Source organism: Kitasatospora sp. cg17-2 (assembly GCF_054031055.1).
The window spans coordinates 528,630-545,632 of the sequence record NZ_CM132923.1 but is presented as its reverse complement, the minus strand read 5'-3'; the positions used below and the strand labels follow the sequence as shown (position 1 = coordinate 545,632).

At 73.7% G+C, this 17,003-nt stretch carries 17 protein-coding genes; 6 read left to right on the top strand and 11 right to left on the bottom strand.

The window, feature by feature from the left end:
• Nucleotides 1–55: 55 nt before the first annotated feature.
• Nucleotides 56–1,159, bottom strand: a complete 1,104-nt coding sequence (locus ACW14Y_RS02230; protein WP_456985673.1) for an NADH:flavin oxidoreductase/NADH oxidase — start codon at nt 1,157–1,159, stop codon at nt 56–58.
• Nucleotides 1,160–1,436: 277 nt separating this feature from the next.
• Between ACW14Y_RS02230 and ACW14Y_RS02225 the strand changes: the two genes are divergently transcribed.
• The 4 genes from ACW14Y_RS02225 (at nt 1,437) to ACW14Y_RS02210 (ending at nt 4,267) form a co-directional block, all read left to right on the top strand.
• Nucleotides 1,437–2,465, top strand: coding sequence for an MDR family NADP-dependent oxidoreductase (locus ACW14Y_RS02225; RefSeq protein WP_380441241.1), 1,029 nt, complete (start codon nt 1,437–1,439; stop codon nt 2,463–2,465).
• Between the two features lie 65 nt (nt 2,466–2,530).
• Entirely contained in the window at nt 2,531–2,929 is a 399-nt protein-coding gene (locus tag ACW14Y_RS02220) for a MerR family transcriptional regulator (RefSeq protein WP_380391599.1), read from the top strand.
• Nucleotides 2,930–3,083: 154 nt separating this feature from the next.
• Complete coding sequence (locus ACW14Y_RS02215) at nt 3,084–3,470, top strand: hypothetical protein (protein WP_456985672.1); 387 nt, start codon at nt 3,084–3,086, stop codon at nt 3,468–3,470.
• A 65-nt stretch (nt 3,471–3,535) separates the two neighbouring features.
• The gene (locus tag ACW14Y_RS02210) at nt 3,536–4,267 is read left to right on the top strand and encodes a hypothetical protein (RefSeq protein ID WP_456985671.1); all 732 of its coding nucleotides are present in this window, start codon (nt 3,536–3,538) and stop codon (nt 4,265–4,267) included.
• A 43-nt stretch (nt 4,268–4,310) separates the two neighbouring features.
• Here ACW14Y_RS02210 and ACW14Y_RS02205 read toward each other — a convergent pair whose 3' ends face one another.
• Nucleotides 4,311–4,907, bottom strand: coding sequence for a TIGR03086 family metal-binding protein (locus ACW14Y_RS02205; RefSeq protein ID WP_380311632.1), 597 nt, complete (start codon nt 4,905–4,907; stop codon nt 4,311–4,313).
• 133 nt (nt 4,908–5,040) lie between these two features.
• Nucleotides 5,041–6,072: a medium chain dehydrogenase/reductase family protein gene (locus ACW14Y_RS02200; RefSeq protein WP_380391564.1), complete on the bottom strand. Its 1,032-nt coding sequence runs from the start codon at nt 6,070–6,072 to the stop codon at nt 5,041–5,043.
• Nucleotides 6,073–6,333: 261 nt separating this feature from the next.
• On the opposite strand from ACW14Y_RS02200, the gene ACW14Y_RS02195 reads away from it, so the two are divergent.
• Nucleotides 6,334–7,065, top strand: coding sequence for a dienelactone hydrolase family protein (locus ACW14Y_RS02195; protein ID WP_456985670.1), 732 nt, complete (start codon nt 6,334–6,336; stop codon nt 7,063–7,065).
• 153 nt (nt 7,066–7,218) lie between these two features.
• On the top strand, nt 7,219–8,418 hold the full coding sequence (locus tag ACW14Y_RS02190) for an FAD-dependent monooxygenase (RefSeq protein ID WP_456985669.1): 1,200 nt from the start codon (nt 7,219–7,221) through the stop codon (nt 8,416–8,418).
• Nucleotides 8,419–8,505: 87 nt separating this feature from the next.
• Here the strand turns inward: ACW14Y_RS02190 and ACW14Y_RS02185 are convergent, their stop codons facing one another.
• The 8 genes from ACW14Y_RS02185 to ACW14Y_RS02150 form a co-directional block, all read right to left on the bottom strand.
• On the bottom strand, nt 8,506–8,925 hold the full coding sequence (locus tag ACW14Y_RS02185; RefSeq protein WP_456985668.1) for an SRPBCC family protein: 420 nt from the start codon (nt 8,923–8,925) through the stop codon (nt 8,506–8,508).
• Between the two features lie 43 nt (nt 8,926–8,968).
• A complete protein-coding gene (locus ACW14Y_RS02180; RefSeq protein ID WP_456985667.1) occupies nt 8,969–9,979 on the bottom strand; it encodes an aldo/keto reductase in 1,011 nt (336 codons plus the stop codon).
• 294 nt (nt 9,980–10,273) lie between these two features.
• Complete coding sequence (locus ACW14Y_RS02175; protein ID WP_456985666.1) at nt 10,274–11,122, bottom strand: aldo/keto reductase; 849 nt, start codon at nt 11,120–11,122, stop codon at nt 10,274–10,276.
• 44 nt (nt 11,123–11,166) lie between these two features.
• Nucleotides 11,167–12,369 carry an MFS transporter gene (locus ACW14Y_RS02170; RefSeq protein ID WP_456985665.1) on the bottom strand — a complete coding sequence of 401 codons (1,203 nt, stop codon included), beginning with the start codon at nt 12,367–12,369 and terminating at the stop codon, nt 11,167–11,169.
• 237 nt (nt 12,370–12,606) lie between these two features.
• Entirely contained in the window at nt 12,607–13,074 is a 468-nt protein-coding gene (locus tag ACW14Y_RS02165) for a MarR family winged helix-turn-helix transcriptional regulator (protein WP_380391582.1), read from the bottom strand.
• A gap of 91 nt (nt 13,075–13,165) precedes the next feature.
• Complete coding sequence (locus ACW14Y_RS02160) at nt 13,166–14,323, bottom strand: RNA polymerase sigma factor (RefSeq protein ID WP_456988417.1); 1,158 nt, start codon at nt 14,321–14,323, stop codon at nt 13,166–13,168.
• Nucleotides 14,324–14,331: 8 nt separating this feature from the next.
• Nucleotides 14,332–14,739 carry a YciI family protein gene (locus ACW14Y_RS02155; protein WP_043465467.1) on the bottom strand — a complete coding sequence of 136 codons (408 nt, stop codon included), beginning with the start codon at nt 14,737–14,739 and terminating at the stop codon, nt 14,332–14,334.
• Between the two features lie 165 nt (nt 14,740–14,904).
• On the bottom strand, nt 14,905–16,995 hold the full coding sequence (locus ACW14Y_RS02150) for a galactose-binding domain-containing protein (protein ID WP_456985664.1): 2,091 nt from the start codon (nt 16,993–16,995) through the stop codon (nt 14,905–14,907).
• Nucleotides 16,996–17,003 lie beyond the last annotated feature (8 nt).

Here is a 17,003-nt window from a genome sequence, read left to right as displayed (position 1 = left end):
GCGCGCGGCGGACCAGGGCCGCTACGCGCGGTGGTCGTGTCTCGCCGAGCGAGGGCTACGCGCGGTGGTACGGCATCGGGCCGGTGACCTCGACGCCGAGCGCGGTGGCGGCCTGGCGGGCCCAGAACGGGTTGCGCAGCAGCTCGCGGCCGATCAGGACGGCGTCGGCCCGGCCCTCGGCGAGGATCCGCTCGGCCTGCTCGGGGTCGGTGATCAGGCCGACCGCCGCCACCGGCAGGTCGGTCCCGGTGCGGACCGCCTCGGCGAACGGCACCTGGAAGTCGGGGCCGGCCTCGATCCGGGCGTCCGGGACGAGGCCGCCGGTGGAGACGTCCAGCAGGTCGACGCCGTGGGCGTGCAGTTCCTTGGCGAACCGGACGGTGTCGGCCGAGGTCCAGCCCTCGCGCCCGTCCTCGGGGTTCTCGGTGAGCCAGTCGGTGGCCGAGATCCGGAAGAAGACCGGCAGCTCCTCGGGCCACACCGCGCGGACGGCGTCGACGACCTCCAGCGCGAACCGGATCCGGCCCTCGAAGGAGCCGCCGTACCCGTCGGTGCGCCGGTTGCTGTGCGGGGACAGGAACTCGTGCACGAGGTAGCCGTGCGCCCCGTGGATCTCGGCGACCTGGAAGCCGGCGTCGAGGGCCCGGCGCGCGGCGTCGGCGAACTGCCGCACGATCGCGCCGATCTGCTCCGCCGTGAGCTCCTCGGGCGTGACCCGGTCCGGCTCGAACGGCAGCGCGCTGGGGGCGACCGGCTGCCAGCCGTACTCCTCGTCCGGTGCGATGGCCCGGCCCCGGTCGACCCAGGTCCGCTCGGTCGAGGCCTTCCGCCCGGCGTGGGCGAGCTGAACGGCCGCGACGGTGCCGTGCGCCTTCAGGAAGGAGGTGATCCGCCGGAACCCCTCGACCTGGGCGTCGTTCCACAGCCCGAGGTCGTAGGGCGAGATCCGGCCCTCGGGGCTCACCGCGGTGGCCTCGGTGATGATCAGCCCGGTCCCGCCGGCGGCTCGCGCCGCGAGGTGGGTGAAGTGCCAGTCCGTCGGAACGCCCGCCGCTTCGCCGTCCGGCGCGGCGCTGTACTGGCACATCGGCGGCATCCACACCCGGTTGGGGACGGTCAGCGACCGCAGGGTGAAGGGGGTGAAGAGGCTGGTGCTCATGTTCGGACTCCAGGAGACGACCCAAGAGTGATTGCAGGTGCAATCTCTGTGGAAACAATAGTTGCATGCGCGCCACAATCGCAAGCCTCTGCGGGGGCCGGGCGAGCGCCGAGCGCCGAGCGCCGAACGTCGGGCACCGGCCGGACGCGGGCGGGGCAGGCGTCGGGCGAGGGCTTGCCCCTGACGCGCGGGGCAGGGGTTAGCGTCCCGGTGTCGCACAGCCCGAACGCGGCCGTGCGGCACCGCCAACACCGCCACCGGACCCAGGAGTTCACCCATGTCCGCACTCCCCACCAGTACCCGTGAGGTCCGCCTCGTCGCCGCTCCGGACGGACTTCCCGTCCCCGGCGACTTCGCTGTCGTCGAGGCCCCACTGGCCGCGCCCGGGCCGGAGCAGGTCCTCGTCCGCAACCGCGCCTTCGTGGTCTTCCCCGGGCTGCGCAGCCTGATCGGGGGCGAACTCCGGTCCGCCGCCCTGCCGACGGTCCGACCCGGGGACCAGGTCTTCGGACCCGCGATCGGCGAGGTCCTGGCCGCGCCCGCCGAAGGCCCGCTGCGCCCCGGCGACCTGGTGACCCATCTGCTGGGCTGGCGCGAACACGCCGTGGCCGACGCCGCCGCGTTCACCCGGGTCGCCGACGGCTTCCCCGACCCGCTCGCCCTGCTGTCGCCCGCCCTCGCCGCCTACGGCGCGCTGACCCGCGCGACCGGGGTGCGGGAGGGGGACGTCGTCCTCGTCACCGGCGCGGCGGGAGCGGTCGGCACGGTGGCCGGACAGGTGGCCCGGCTGCTCGGGGCCGCGCGGGTGATCGGCACCACCGGTTCGGCCGAGAAGGCGAAGCGGCTCACCGAGGAACTCGGTTACGACGCCGTGCTGCTGCGGGGCGGGCGCCCCATCGCGGACCAGCTCGCCGAGGCGGCCCCGGAAGGTATCGACGTCCTGGTGGACATGGTCGGCGGCGAGCAGCTGACGGCGGCCGTCGACGCCGCCCGCCAGGGCGCGCGGTTCGCGCTGATCGGCGCGCTCGCCGGACAGTTCGACCCGGCCCGCCGCGGTGCCAGCGCGCCCGCCGTGGTGGACAGCTTCCGGCTGCTCGTCCGCGACGCCACCGTCCACGGCATCGGCGGCCAGCGCTACCAGGACCTGGACCCGGAATGGCGCGAGCGGCTCGCCGGCTGGCTGCGGTCCGGTGAACTGACCGTGCCCCGGACCGTGCTCACGGGCATCGAACAGGCGCCCGGAGCGTTGTCCAGGCTGATCGGGGGCGACCTCTTCGGCGCGCTGATCGTGGAACTGACGGACTGACGGACTGACGGGCTGGCGGTCGGGCCGACCGGCCGACGGGAGCAGGAGGACGGATGGCGACTCGGATGAGGATCGGCGACGCGGCGGCCGCCGCCGGCACCACCCCCAGGGCGCTGCGCTTCTACGAACAGCGCGGCCTGCTCCCGCCGCCCGCCCGCAGCGCCTCCGGCCAGCGCGAGTACGGGTCGGAGGCCGTGGTCAGGGTGCGGGTCATCCGCGCGCTGCTGGCGCTGGGCCTCACCGTGGACGACATCGTCAGCCGCTCGCACCGGCTGGACCTGCTCGCCGAGGACCCTCCGCGCAGCTGCGCCTCCGACGGGGACGTCGGACCGGACACCTTCGCCCCGGTGGTCGAGCGTCGGCTCGCCGCCCTGGACGCGGAGATCGCCCGGCTGACCCGGTTGCGCGAGGCCCTGGCCCGCCACACCGGAATGCCGCCCGGTCCGGACCTCACGGGCCAGTAGCGCCGGGCCAGTAGTCCTGGGAGGGGCGGCGGGTCCACCGGGTCGTTCGGGTGACCCTGCGGTGCGGCGCCGATCGCGCGTGGGCGATCGGGCGCCAGGAAGTGCGGGACCGCCCCCCGCCGGTGGCCCGCCGACCCCACGAGAGGACTCCGGCGTGGCCGTCCCCACCACGTTCGACCATCGGGTGACGAGCGACAGCCTGCCCCACGCGTACTGGCTGGCCCGGGCCGCCGAGCCGGCCCACCAGGACAAGGACACCGTCGAGCGGCAGGCCCGCGACCGGGGCTTCACCGAGGTGCGCCACCACGAGACCGTCTTCGCGCCGCCCTTCCCGCTCCAGGACACCCAGGCCGTCACCATGGCCGGTGAGCACATGGTCGTGACCGCCTTCCGGGGCACCGAATCGCAGCAGAACGCGGGACCACTTCATGCGCAACTACCTCGCCGCGCCGGCGAGGAACCTCGCCCGACGGTGGTGTTGATCCGGGCCCGATCGGGCCCGGATTCCCGCGAACCGGCCCTCCCTGCCGTCGAGTTCTGAAAGCATCGACCTCGTTCCGGACCGATCCCGTTCCGGGTGGTGCGGTAGGAGAGGGGCCCGGGGCGATGCATGGGACTCGTACGAGCCGGTCACGAGCGGCGGTCCTCGTCGGGGCGGTGGCCGCCGCGCTGGGGATCGCGGGCTGTACCTCCGGCGGCTCCACCGGGGCGGCGGGACCGTCCTCGCCCTCGGGCCCGGTGAGCACCTCGGCACCCGCCCCGACGGCGACCCCGACGGCCGGCTCGACGGGGGCGACGGTCACCTCCACGCCGCCCGCCGCACCGGCGCCGAGCCCGACCTGCTTCGACACCACGATGGTCGGCGACACCACGGCGGCCGGCTACCTCTCCCGGCTCCCCGGCGCCGCGCGGATCATCGATCCGGGGATCTTCATGGGCCTGGACGGTCTCCACCTGGACACCACGGGCGACCAGCGGCCCTGCGGACCGGTGACCGTGCGGATCACCCGGTTCACCGTGCGGCTGTCCCACACCGGTTCGGGCACCGTCACGCGCCCGTCGTACTCCTACAGCCCGCTGGACACCACCGAGGTGACGGTCGGTCCGGCCAACGGCCTCGCCCCGGGCAGCGCGCCCCCGGCGACCTCGCACTGCTCCGGAGTGCTCTCCGTGGTCCAGCTGGGCGCGCCGATCAAGGACACCGACCTGCCGCAGCAGCTGAATCTGGTGACCCCGAACCCGGCGCCCACCGGGCCGTACCACCAGATCGTGAAGGTGATCGGGGAGCGCCAGGTGGCCGCCGGCCTGGCCCTCCCGGCCGACGCTGCCACCTGCTGACACCCGAGCCTGCCGGCACCGACCCCGCACCGCCGCGGCGGTGCTACCCGGCCGGCGGCGCCCACTGCGGGTCGCGGCCGGTGAAGCCGAGCAGCTTCGCCGCCGGGCCCGCGTCGGCGGGGACCTCGACCACGGGGCCGAACTTGCCGAAGGTGTCCCGGACGAAGTCGACGATCCGGGCCGCCGGGCTTTCCAGCCCCGCCGCCAGGGCATCGGTGAGCGGGACGTCCTGACCGGTCGCGCGGGCGATGTCCCAGGCGTGCACGGCGGCGTCGAGCGCCGCGACCGCGGCCCCGGCCGCCGCCGGCATCGGCCCCATCGGCGTCGGCACGCTCTCGGCCTCCCGGACCGACTCCCAGGCCTTCGCCGCCCCTTCCAGCACCGCCGCCAGCTCGGCCGCCGCGTCGTCGTCGCCGCCCGCCGGAGCGTCCGCCGGGTCGAACGGGTCCCCGGCGGGGGCCTGCTCGGTGATCTGCATGACCAGCGCCTGCTGGTCCAGCCGTGCGTGGTTCAGCACCTGACGCACCGTCCACTCGCTGCACGGCGTCGGCGCACCCCAGGCGCCCTCCGGCACCCCGCGCACCACGGTCAGCAGGTACTCGTGCGCCCCGGCCAGCAGCGCGAAACCGTCGACGGACATCCGGCATCCCCTCCAGATTCGTTGGACCTCGACCCGGGCGGCAGCACCGCCCGCCCCGAAGTCGTTCACCCTCACCTTAGGCCCCACCACTGACAATCGGCGGTTCCGGTCGGCCGGAGCCCGCGCCGCGCGCTCAGGGCGTCAGGACGATCTTGCCGCCGACCGTGCCGGACTCCGCGAGGCGCAGCGCCTCCGCGGCCCGGGCGAGCGGGAGTTCGGCGGCGACCCGGGCCGTCACCTCGCCGCGGCGCACGGCGCCGAAGACCTCGCCGAGGTCGGTCCGCAGCCGGGCGCGGAAGCGGTCCTTGCCCAGCCCCCGGCCGGCCCAGATGTTGTAGAAGTGGGCCCGGCGGCCGTTCGGCAGGGTGTTCCAGAGCCAGGTGCGGGCCAGGATCTTGAGCACGGGCCACTGCTTGGAGCCGCTGTCGTCCCGGGTCGAGGCGCTGCCGTAGGCGATCAGTGTGCCGCCGGGGGCGAGCAGGCCCCAGGAGTCGATCACGCTGCGCCCGCCGACGTGGTCGAACACCGCGTCCACCCCGTCCGGTGCCAGCTCCCGGACCCGGGCCGCGACGTCGCCCGCGCGGTAGTCGACCGGCTCGACGCCGAGCTCGCGCAGGGCCTCGTGGTGGCGGGCGGAGGCGGTGCCGATCACCCGGACGCCCGCCGCGCGGGCGAGCTGGACCAGTACGGAGCCGACGCCGCCGCTCGCGCCGTGCACCAGGACGGTCTGTCCGGCGCGCACCCGGGCCCGGCGGTGCAGCATCTGCCAGGCGGTGATGCCGTTGACCACCACGGTCTCCGCCTCGGCCGGCGTGAGGCCGTCCGGCACGGGCACGGCGTCGGCGGCGTCGACCACCACATGGCTGGCCCAGCCGCCGACCTTGACCAGTGCGGCGACCCGCTGTCCGAGCAGCCCCGGATCGACGTCCTCGCCGGTGGCCAGCACCCGGCCGACCAGGTCGTAGCCGGGCACGAAGGGGAAGGGCGGCTGGTCGTAGTACCGGCCGCGGCGCATCTGCTGCTCGGCGAAGGAGACGCCGGTGGCCTCGACGCCGATCACGATCCGGCCGCGTCCGGCCTCGGGCACGACCCCGTACCGGAGCTCCAGGCCTTCCGGGGCCACGACACCCGGCAGGACGACCTCAAGCAGGCGCTCGTTACCCATGATCGTGTTCTCCTTCTTCGTTCGGCAGATGCTTTCGCGTTCGTTATAAGTTATAACTCCATCGGATCGTGAGCGTCAAGAGCGATCGTGAGACCCTCTAACCGCGTGCGCCGTTCAAGATCGCCGTGGTACTTTCGCTCCCGCCGTGCACCGCTGCGACCCGAGGAGGTGGGACCGATCAACGCTGCAACCCGTCGGGCACCCCTCCCTCGCATGGCTTGAGGGCTGCCCGTACCAGGCACCCCGAAAGGCCCGAACGCTATGCACCTCACTGCCGAGACCTCCTCCGACGGCATCCGCGAGCAGCTCCTCGTCGTCGACGACACCCCCGCCGCGCTGTGGACGCCGGACGGCCCCGCCGCCGCCCGCCCGCTGGTCCTGCTGGGCCACGGCGGCGGCGAGCACAAGAAGGAGCCCGGCATCCTCGCCCGGGCCCGCCGGCTCGTGACCGAGTGCGGCTTCGCGGTGGTCGCGCCGGACGTCCCCGGACACGGCGACCGCCCGGTCGTGGAGGAGTACCACCGGCTCGCGATCGCCAACCAGGAGCGGATCGCGGCCGGCGCGGACCCGGGGCCGCTGCTCGCGGAGTTCCACGCCCTGGTGGCGCGGCGGACGGTGCCGGAATGGCGGGCCGTCCTGGACGCCGTCCAGCGGCTCGACCACGTCGGCGCCGGACCGGTGGGCTACTGGGGCGTCTCGCTGGGCTGCGGGCTCGGCGTGCCGTTCGTCGCCGCCGAACCCCGGGTCCGCGCGGCGGTCCTGGGCCTGGGCGGGGCGCTGGCCTCGGCGGCGGAGGCCGCGCGGATCACCGTCCCGGTGGAGTTCCTGCTGCAGTGGGACGACGAGCGGGTGCCGCGCGAGGCGGGCCTCGCCCTCTACGAGGCGTTCGGTTCCGCCGAGAAGACGCTGCACGCCAACCCCGGCGGGCACGGCGACCTCCCGGCCTTCGAGCTCGACGGCAGCCTGCGCTTCCTCGCCCGCCACCTCGGCTGACCGACGCCTGCGCCGACCGCGGTCGGCGTGCTGTCGGCGTGCTGTCGGCGGACCGACAGCGGCACCGGTGAGCTGCCGGTGTCCTGACGGTGCGCCGACGGCGGCCGGGGGGAACGTGGTTCGTGGCAGCACACGAACCAGGGGAGGCCCGCCATGCCGAACAGCACGCGACCGCAGCACTCGCGCCCGACCACGGTCCTGATCTCCGGTGCCGGGATCGCCGGCGCCGCCCTCGCCCACTGGCTGGACCGCTACGGCTTCCGCGTCACCGTGGTCGAGCGCGCGCCGTCCCTGCGCGGGGGCGGCCAGCCGGTGGACATCCGCGGCAATGCCCTCGAAGTCGTCGACCGGATGGGCCTGTTGGCGGAGGTCGCGGCGCGGCGGACCGGCCTGCGGGGGATGTCCGTGGTCGACGGCGACGGCCGGGAGCTGAGCCGCACCACCGAGCGGACGGCCAGCGGCGGCCCGGTCGACGGCCCGGACGTGGAGATCCTGCGCGACGAACTCGCCGAGCTGATCGCCAGGGTGGCGGGCAGCGGCGTCGAATACCGCTTCGACGACTCGATCGACACCCTGGTGCAGTACGGGGACGGTGTCCAGGTCCGGTTCCGCGACGGTGAGGAGCGCTCCTTCGACCTCGTGGTGGGCGCCGACGGCCTGCACTCCAACACCCGCCGGCTCGTGTTCGGGCCGGAGGAGGAGTACCTGCACCCGATCGGCATGTATGTGGCGGGCTGGAGCGTGCCCAACCACCTCGGGCTGGACCGCTGGGAGGTCGTCCACCGGCCGGGCGACTCCTCCGAGCGGATGTGCATGGTGATGACCGTCCGGGACAACGCCGAGCTGCGCGTCTTCGTCGGCTTCGGCTCGGACGAGCCGGTCGGGCGGATGCTCCCGCGCGACCCCGCCCAGCAGCGCCGCCTGGTCGCCGAGGTCGCCGCGGACCTGCGCTGGGAGGTGCCGCGCTTCCTGGCGGCCCTGGACGACACCGAGGTGTTCCACTACGACGTCGTCGCCCAGATCAAGATGGACCGCTGGTCGAACGACCGGGTCGCGCTGCTCGGTGACGCCGGGTACTGCTGCTCGCCGCTGACCGGGCAGGGCACCAGCGTCGCCCTGACGGCGGCGTACGTCCTGGCGGGCGAACTGCACCGCGCCGACGGCGACCACCGGGCCGCCTACCCCGCCTACGAGCGGCGGCTGCGCGAGCACGTGGCCGCCAACCAGGCGATCCTCGAACTCACCGGCGACCGGCTGAAGGCCGACGGCGCGGAGGGCGGCTTCGAGGAGATCGGTCCGGAGCTGGACGTGGTCTTCCGCGCCGCCACGGTCTTCGACCTGCCGGACTACTGACGGACCGCGCGCCCGTGGCCCCGGCCCGCCGAAGGAGCGGGTCGGGGCCACGAAGGGGTGCCGCGCGGACCGGAGAACGAGGAGTGCTCAGCCGGCCAGCGTCCGGTGGAGGGCCTCCAGCCCGTCGCGGTAGATACCGGTGAAGAGCTCCACGACCTCGTCCTCGGTGGCACCGTCGGGGTTGAAGCGGCCGGACCACTGGACCTCGGCGGCGTTCTCGTGGCCGGGGACGGCGTGGACGCGGATCGTGGAGAGGTAGCCGTTGACGGGGAACGGGGCTTCCAGAATGGCGTAGCTGTAGTGCCGCTCGACCTCGTCGAAGGCGACGAGGCGTTCGACGACGACCCCGCCCTCCTGGGTGCGCAGGCGGCGGACGCGGCCGCCTTCGAGGGCGGTGCTCTCCGGGATGTAGGGGAGCCAGTCGGGGAGGGCGTCGAAGCCGCCGACGAGGGCCCAGACCTTCTCGGGGGTGGCGGGGACGATGCGGCTGACGGAGGTGGAGGCCATGGTCGTTTCTCCTGGATCGGAGGGGTGGGGGAGGGGCGCCGGATCAGGCGTTGTTCGGGAGCGGGGCGGCCGGGCTGACGAGACCCTCGGCGCGCAGCTCCTGCCAGAACGCGGCGGGCACGGTCTCGTTCAGGGCGGCGGTGTCCTCGGCGATGCGGCCGGGCTTGGTGGCGCCGGCGACGACCGAGGCGGTGACCGGGTGGGCGAGGGAGAACTGGAGGGCCGCGGCCTTGATGCTCACGCCGTGCTTCGCCGCCAGGCCCTTGAGCCGGGCGACGCGCTCGACGATGTGCGCGGGGGCTTCCTGGTACTCGAAGTGGGTGCCGCCGGCGAGGACGCCGGAGCTGTAGGGGCCGCCGACGACCATGCCGACGCCCTGTTCCTGCGCCACGGGCAGCAGGCGGGTGAGGGCGTGCTCGTGGTCGAGGAGGGTGTAGCGGCCGGCGAGGAGGAAGCCGTCGGGCTGCGGCTCGTCGAGGGCGAGGGTGAGTTCGACGGGCTCGGTCCTGTTGACGCCCAGGCCCCAGGCGCCGATGACGCCCTCGTCGCGCAGCCGGGAGAGGACACGGAAGGCGCCGGTGCGGGCCTCCTCGAACTTCTGGAGCCAGGCGTCGCCGTGGAAGTCCTGGGCGATGTCGTGGACCCAGACGATGTCCAGGCGGTCGGTGCGCAGACGCTTCAGGCTGCCCTCGATGGAGCGCTCGGTGGCGTCGGCGGTCCAGACGTGCAGCATCCGGTTGGGGTTGCCGTGCTCGAACAGGCCGCCCTTCTCGCCGAGTTCGCGGTCGCCCTGCTCCGCCTCGTCGAGGACGACGCGGCCGACCTTGGTGGAGAGCACGTACTCGTCACGGGGCTTGGCGGCGAGGACCTCGCCGAGGCGCTCCTCGGCGAGGCCGGCGCCGTAGAAGGGGGCGGTGTCGAAGTAGCGGACGCCCTGCTGCCAGGCGGCCTCGACGGTGGCGGCGGCCTCCGCGGCGGGGATCGCGCGGTACATGTTGCCGAGCGGGGCGGTGCCGAAGCCGAGCTTGCCGGGGAGGATCTCGTGGAGGGACATGGGGGTTCCTTGTCGATCGGTGCCTCGGCGCCGGGGGCGGGAGGTCGTGGGGGAGGGGGTGGCGGTGGCGCGGTGGGCCGGACCCGCCGGGCGCTCCGATCAGATGCAGGAGCGCCTTACATGCTTGAACAATACTTGCATGCGCTGGATATTGCAAGCGCTGGCAAGTGGGCTGGGCGGCTGTTCGTGCCCGGCGTGCTCGGCGACCGGGCCCGGGCCGGGGCGGATTCCTCCGGGGAACACGACGGCCCCCGGCCCGGCGGGGTGCGCGCGGGTCGGGGGCCGTGGACGGGGTCAGTTGAACAGGTCGGGGTGCGGGCCGGTGCGGAGGTCGCGGTCGGTGGCGGCGACGGCGGCCATCTCCTCGTCGGTCAGCTCGAAGTCGAGGACGTCGAGGTTCTGGCGGATCCGGTCCGGGGTGACCGACTTGGGGATGACGATGTTGCCCAGCTGGAGGTGCCAGCGCAGCACGACCTGGGCGGGGGCCCTGCCGGTGCGGGCGGCGATGGCGGTGACGGCCGGGTCGTCGAGGACGGCGCCCTGCGCCAGCGGGCTCCAGGCCTCGGTGGCGATGCCGTGCTCGGCGTGGAAGGCCCGCAGCTCGGCCTGCTGCAGGCCGGGGTGCAGCTCGACCTGGTTGACCGCCGGGACGAGCCCGCTGTGGTCCAGCAGGCGCCGGAGGTGGGCGGGCTGGAAGTTGGAGACGCCGGCGGCGCGGATCCGGCCCTCGGCGGTGAGGCGCTCGACGGCGCGCCAGGAGTCCAGGTAGAGGTCCTGGGCCGGGGCGGGCCAGTGGATCAGGTAGAGGTCCAGCTGCTCCAGGCCGAGCTTGTCGAGACTGGCGTCGAAGGCGCGCAGCGTGGCGTCGTAGCCCTGGTCGGCGTTCCACAGCTTGGTGGTGACGAACAGTTCCTCGCGCGGCAGGCCGGAGGCGGCCAGGGCCCGGCCGACGCCGGCCTCGTTGCCGTAGATCGCGGCGGTGTCGATGCTGCGGTAGCCGGCCTCCAGTGCCGTGCTGACGGCGGCGGTGGTCTCCTCGTCGGGTACCTGGAAGACGCCGAAGCCGAGCCGGGGGATCTCGACGCCGTTGTTGAGGGTGACGGTGGGGATCGCGGGGGTGTTCGCGCTGCTGGTGGTGCTCATGGTGGCGCTGCTCCTCGGGGGAAGGGGGGATGATCTTGCGGATGTCAGTGGTGGACGGGAACGGGGGTCGGGGAGGGGGTGGTCACGGCCGTCGGGGCCTTGGCGGTGCGGCGCTCCAGGGCGGCGGACCAGAACGCGAGGAGCAGGGCCGCGGTCGCGAGCAGCGCACCCACCCAGTTCGGGGCGGTGTAGCCGAGGCCGGCCGAGATGACCGTGCCGCCGAGCCAGGCCGCGAGGGCGTTGCCGAGGTTGAAGGCGCCGATGTTCACGGCGGAGGCGAGGGTGGGGGCGCCGTGCGCCTGGTCCAGCACCCGCTTCTGCAGCGGCGGGACGGTGGCGAAGCCGAGCGCCCCGACGAGCACGACGGTGATCGCGGCGAGCACCTTGTTGTGGGCGGTGAGGGTGAACAGCGCGAGCACCAGGGCGAGGCCGCCGAGGGTGGTGCAGAGCAGCGGCATCAGGCGCCGGTCCGCGAACCGGCCGCCGAGCAGGTTGCCGAGGAACATCCCGACGCCGAACAGCACCAGCAGCCAGGTCACCGCGCCGTCCGAGTAGCCGGCCACGTGGGTCATCATCGGGGCGATGTAGGTGATCGCGGCGAAGACGCCGCCGAAGCCGAGCACGGTCATCGCCATCGCCAGCAGCACCTGGGGGTTGCGGAAGGCGGTCAGCTCGCGGCGCAGGTGGGCGCCCTCGGGGCGGGGCTGCTCCGGGACGAGCCTGGCGATCCCGGCCATGCCGAGCAGACCGAGCGCGGCGACGATCACGAAGGTGGTCCGCCAGCCGACGGCCTGCCCGATGTACGTGCCGAGCGGGACGCCGACGATGTTGGCGACGGTGAGACCGGTGAACATGGTGGCGATGGCGCCGGCCTTCTTGTCCGGGGCCACCAGTTCGGCGGCGACGACGGAGCCGATGCCGAAGAACGCGCCGTGGGCGAGCGAGGCGACCACCCGGCCGGCGAGCATCGTCCCGAAGGAGGGGGCGGCGGCGGACAGCACGTTGCCGACCACGAACAGGCCCATCAGCAGCATCAGCATCCGCTTGCGGCTGACCCTGGTGCCGAGCACGGTGAGCAGCGGCGCGCCGAGGACCACACCGAGGGCGTAGCCGGTGACCAGCAGGCCCGCGGTCGGGATGGAGACGCCGTAGTCGGCGGCGATCTCGGGCAGCAGGCCCATGATCACGAATTCGGTGGTGCCGATGCCGAAGGCGCCGACGGCCAGAGCGAGCAGTGCGAGTGGCATTGGGCTCGACCCTCCTGTGATTGCTTGAGTGAGCTCCTTGCGTGTCTTCACAATAGTTGCAGACGCGTGATAAGTGCAAACGCTGGATGTCGCTGTGCTCTGGATGTCGCCGTGCTCTGGATGTCGGCTGGCGCAAGCCGTGAAGCGGGCCCACAACGCGGAGGACCGGTCCCAGCGCGGTGCTGGAACCGGTCCTCGGGGTGCCGACAGGAAAGGTGGCCCTGGCGGGCGTGCGGGCTACCGCGCGGCCACCGGCGCGTCCACGGCTTCGACGGCCTCGACCAGCGGGGCCAGTTCGGGATTGCGCGCCGCCTCGGTGAGCGCCTCGCGCAGGGCGGCGTCATTGGTCGGCCGCGCCTCCGCCAGCAGCTTCAGCCCGGCCTCGCTCACATTGGTGTAGATGCCGCGCCGGTCGGTGGGGCACAGGTAGCGCGACAGCAGGCCCCGGTCCTCCAGTCGGGTGACCAGCCGGGTGGTGGCGCTCTGGCTCAGCACGACCGCGTCGGCGACCTGCTTCATCTGCAGGTGGCCGCCCTCCCCGTCGTGCTGGCGGCTGAGCACGTCGAGCAGCGAGTACTCCCGCACGCTGAGGTCGTGCCCGCTCTGCAGGGCACGCTCGATGTGTCCCTCGATCCGGCTGTGCAGGAGGGAGAGCGCGCCCCAGCCGCTGGCCAGGGCGGTGAGCGCGGGGTCCGTGGCGGTCATGGGTCCGGGTCTCCTTCCGGTGGTGGCCGTTCCAGGATAAGCCATCGGAGAGAATACCGGCCAGAGCTGCTAGCAGGCGGGTGCAAGTATTTCAGGAACGGCTGCCCCCGCCCGACGCCGTGTTCAGCCGGGCGGCCTGCCGGGTCAGATGGTCCCGCTCGGCCAGGTTGGAGGCCGCCCGGGCCGCCTCCGCGTACAGCAGGGCCGCCGTCGCCCGGTCGCCCGCGCGCTCGTGCAGATAGGCCGCCGCCGCCGTGCGGCGCGGCACCGCCGCGTCGACCTCCGCGAGCGCCGCCAGCCCCGCGCGCGGACCGTCCGCCTCGCCGACGGCGACCGCCCGGTTCAGCCCCACCACCGGGCTGTCGGTCAGCCGCAGCAGCTCGTCGTACCACTCGACGATCTGCACCCAGTCCGTCTCCCCGGCCGTCGGCGCGTCCGCGTGCAGCGCCGCGACCGCCGCCTGCGCCTGGAACTCGCCCAGCCGGTCCCGGGCCAGGGCGCGCTGGAGCACCGCCACGCCCTCGGCGATCGCCGAGGTGTCCCACCGCGAGCGGTCCTGCTCGGCCAGTGGCACCAGCGCGCCGTCCGCCGTGGTCCGGGCCGCCCGCCGGGCGTGGTGCAGCAGCATCAGCGCCAGCAGCCCCGCCACCTCCGGATGGTCCACCCCGGCCGCCAGCTGCCGGGTGAGCCGGATCGCCTCGGCGGCGAGGTCGACGTCCCCCGAGTAGCCCTCGTTGAACACCAGGTAGAGCACCCGCAGCACGGTCGCGACCTCGCCGGGGCGGTCCAGCCGCACCCCGGACACGGTGCGCTTGGCCCGGCTGATCCGCTGCGCCATCGTCGCCTCGGGCACCAGGTAGGCGCGGGCGATCTGCCGGGTGGTGAGCCCGCCGACGGCGCGCAGGGTGAGCGCGACCGCCGAGGCGGGCGACAGCGAGGGGTGGGCGCACAGGAAGTACAGCCGGAGCGTGTCGTCGACCTCGGCCACCGGCCCCGGCGCGGGCTCCTCCTCGACCCGGTCCTCGCGCCGCCGCCGGGCCGTGTCCGCCCGGGAGGCGTCCAGGAACTTCCGCCAGGCGACCGTGACCAGCCAGCCCCTGGGATCGCGGGGCGGGTCGTCGGGCCAGACCCGCAGCGCCTCGACCAGCGCGTCCTGGACGGCGTCCTCGGCCGCCGCGAAGTCGGCTCCGCGGCGGACGAGGACGCCGAGCACGCCCGGGGTGAGACCGCGGAGCAGTGCCTCGTCCATGGGTGCGGTCACTCGGTGACGGTGGGCGCGACGCCGTAGAACGGGCGCAGCTCCAGCCACTCGTGGATCGGCCGGCCGCCCGCGCCCGGGGCGGCGGACAGCTCGCCGGCCAGCTCGACGGCGCGCTCGTAGCTGTCGACGTCGATCACCATCCAGCCGGCGATGAGGTCCTTGGTCTCGGCGAACGGGCCGTCGGTGACCGGCGGGCGGCCCTCGCCGTCGTACCGGACCCAGGTGCCCTCGGGGGCGAGTGCCTGGCCGTCGACGAACTCGCCGGTCTTCTCCAGCGCGGCGGCGAAGTCGTTCATGTACTGGATGTGGGCCGAGACCTCCTCCGGCGTCCACCGGTCCATCGGCACGTTGTTGACCGCCTCCGGCGCGCCGCGGTAGTGCTTCAGCAGCAGGTACTTCGCCATGGTGTCCCTCTCCTCGGGGGTGGTGCGGCCCATTCTGGCCGCGCTCACCCCTGGGACGGAGCAGGCCACGGGTTCTCGACACCGCCGCCGAAGATTTTTCGAGAATTCCTGAGGGCCCGCCGACGGGCGGTCGTACCGACCGCTCGCCGGCGGGCCCTGTGCGGGTCAGGCCCGGTACACGCCCACGTCGTACAGCGAGTACCCCCACGAGGTGGCCCGCTGCTCGCCGTGCACCCGGACGTACCGCGCCGGGACGCCGGCGAACCGGGCGGTGTCCAGTCCGCCGTCACCGGAGGTGGTGGACCAGACGGTCCGCCAGTTGCTGCCGTCGGTGGACACCTCGATCCGGTACGCCCTGGCGTAGGCGCGCTCCCAGTCCAGGGTGACCCGGGAGACCAGGGTGGTGGTGGACAGGTCGAGCTGCAGCCACTGGTCGTCGCTCCAGTCGCTGGCCCAGCGGCTGGACGTGCTGCCGTCGATCGCCCGGTCCGCCGCGTAGCTGACGAACGGGTTCCACTCGGTCGAGCTGGCGGTGGCCGAGGCGCCCACGCCGAGGTTCACGGCCGCCTGGTGGTGCTCCGCGGCGCCCAGCGTGGTGAGGTAGGACTCCGCGCCCCGGAACAGGTCGTCGACCACGCCCTGACCGCCGACCTGACGGATGTCCTCGATCCAGTCCGGCACCAGGCCGTAGTGCGCGGCCCCGTCGGTGTTGAGGTCCCAGGTGCGGCTGCCGGCGGTGGCGCGGTCGACCAGGGAGCCGCCGTCGGCGGTGCGGAACGGGTAGCGCACCGGGTTGGGGGTGTCGGCCCCGCGCGGTCCGGGCCAGCCGCCGACGCCGTTCATGTCGGTGCCGTAGCCGTACCCGACGCCGTACTTGTCGCGCAGCGCGTCGGTGCGCTTCGCCTCAGCGCTGAACGCCTCCGCGCCGTTCATGTACTGGGCGACGAAGCCGCCGAGCTTGTAGACGCGCTCCATCCAGCCGAGGTCCATCCAGCTGTGGGAGGAGACGACGCCCGGGTAGGACTGCGATTCCAGGATGTCCAGGGCCCGGCCGGCCGCCTTGACGCTCATGTGGTCGAGCTCCAGGACCATGCCGCGCCGCATCATGCCGCGCAGGGCGTACTCGCCCAGCTCGGTCAGCCCCCTGGTGTTGCACTGGGCGTCCCCGGCGTACGAGGGGACGGTGACCCCGGCGGGCAACTGCTGCTGGATCGAGGCGGGGGTGGGCGCCAGCCCGATCGGATTGTCGTGCTGCGGGCCGGGGCACTTCTCGGTCTGCCAGAAGGTGCCGGTGGACAGGAACTGCCCGGCGTTGATCGCCGTGCCGAGGGCGCCCTCGTCGAACCGGACGCCGCACAGCGCGTTGTCGAACTTGTGGCACAGGAACATGCTGCGCACGCCGAGCCCGTACAGCTCGTCGAGGCCCCGGTCGATGTCCGCGCGGCTGCACTGGGCGATGTCCAGGACCTGCTTGCAGCCGAAGGGCTCGGAGGTCTCCACCCCGAGCACCACGGCCAGTTTGCCCTGGCGGACCACCTCGCGGGCCTGCGCGCTGTCGGTGACGATCCGGAACCAGCCCTTGCCGGGCCCGCCGTACATCTTGTCGATGTACGCCTGGAGGTCCCAGGACTTCTGGGCCTCCAGCCGGATCGCGGTCATCTCGTCGCAGCTGCGGTCCTTGAAGAAGTAGACCGAGCAGATCACGCCGTTGGTGACCAGGTCGTTGACCAGCACCCGCTCGCCGCCGCGCCAGGCGCGCTCGATCCAGGCGTAGTAGTTCTGCTGGTGGGTCAGCGAGTCGTGGGCCGGCCAGTCGGCGAAGGTCGGCCAGCCGACCGGGTCGTGCTTGCCGTCACCGCCCTTGGTGATGAGGTCGAAGATGGCGAGGGAGCCGTCGGGGTAGTGCTCGGGACAGTCCTTGAGGGCGTCCTCGACCCCGGCCTCCGAGAAGGCCTTGCCGCAGATGAGGCGGCCGCCGAAGCCCTCGGCGGCCATGATGTGGTCGTGGGCGTCGACGAAGCCGCGGACCTTGCCCTGGGCGTCGGTGCCGGTGAACGGCGCGCCGGTGACGCCGATCGCGGCATCGGGGGCGGGCCGGGCGACCGGGTCCCACCAGTTCGGCCCGGCGGCGCCGTGCGCCGGCGCGGCGAGGGCCGCGGCGACCAGGGCGAGCAGCGTGGCGATCAGGGTGGCGATCCGGCGGCGGACGGGGAAGCGCTGTGCGTGGGGACGACGTGGGTGGGGGAGTCGCGTCATGTGCACCC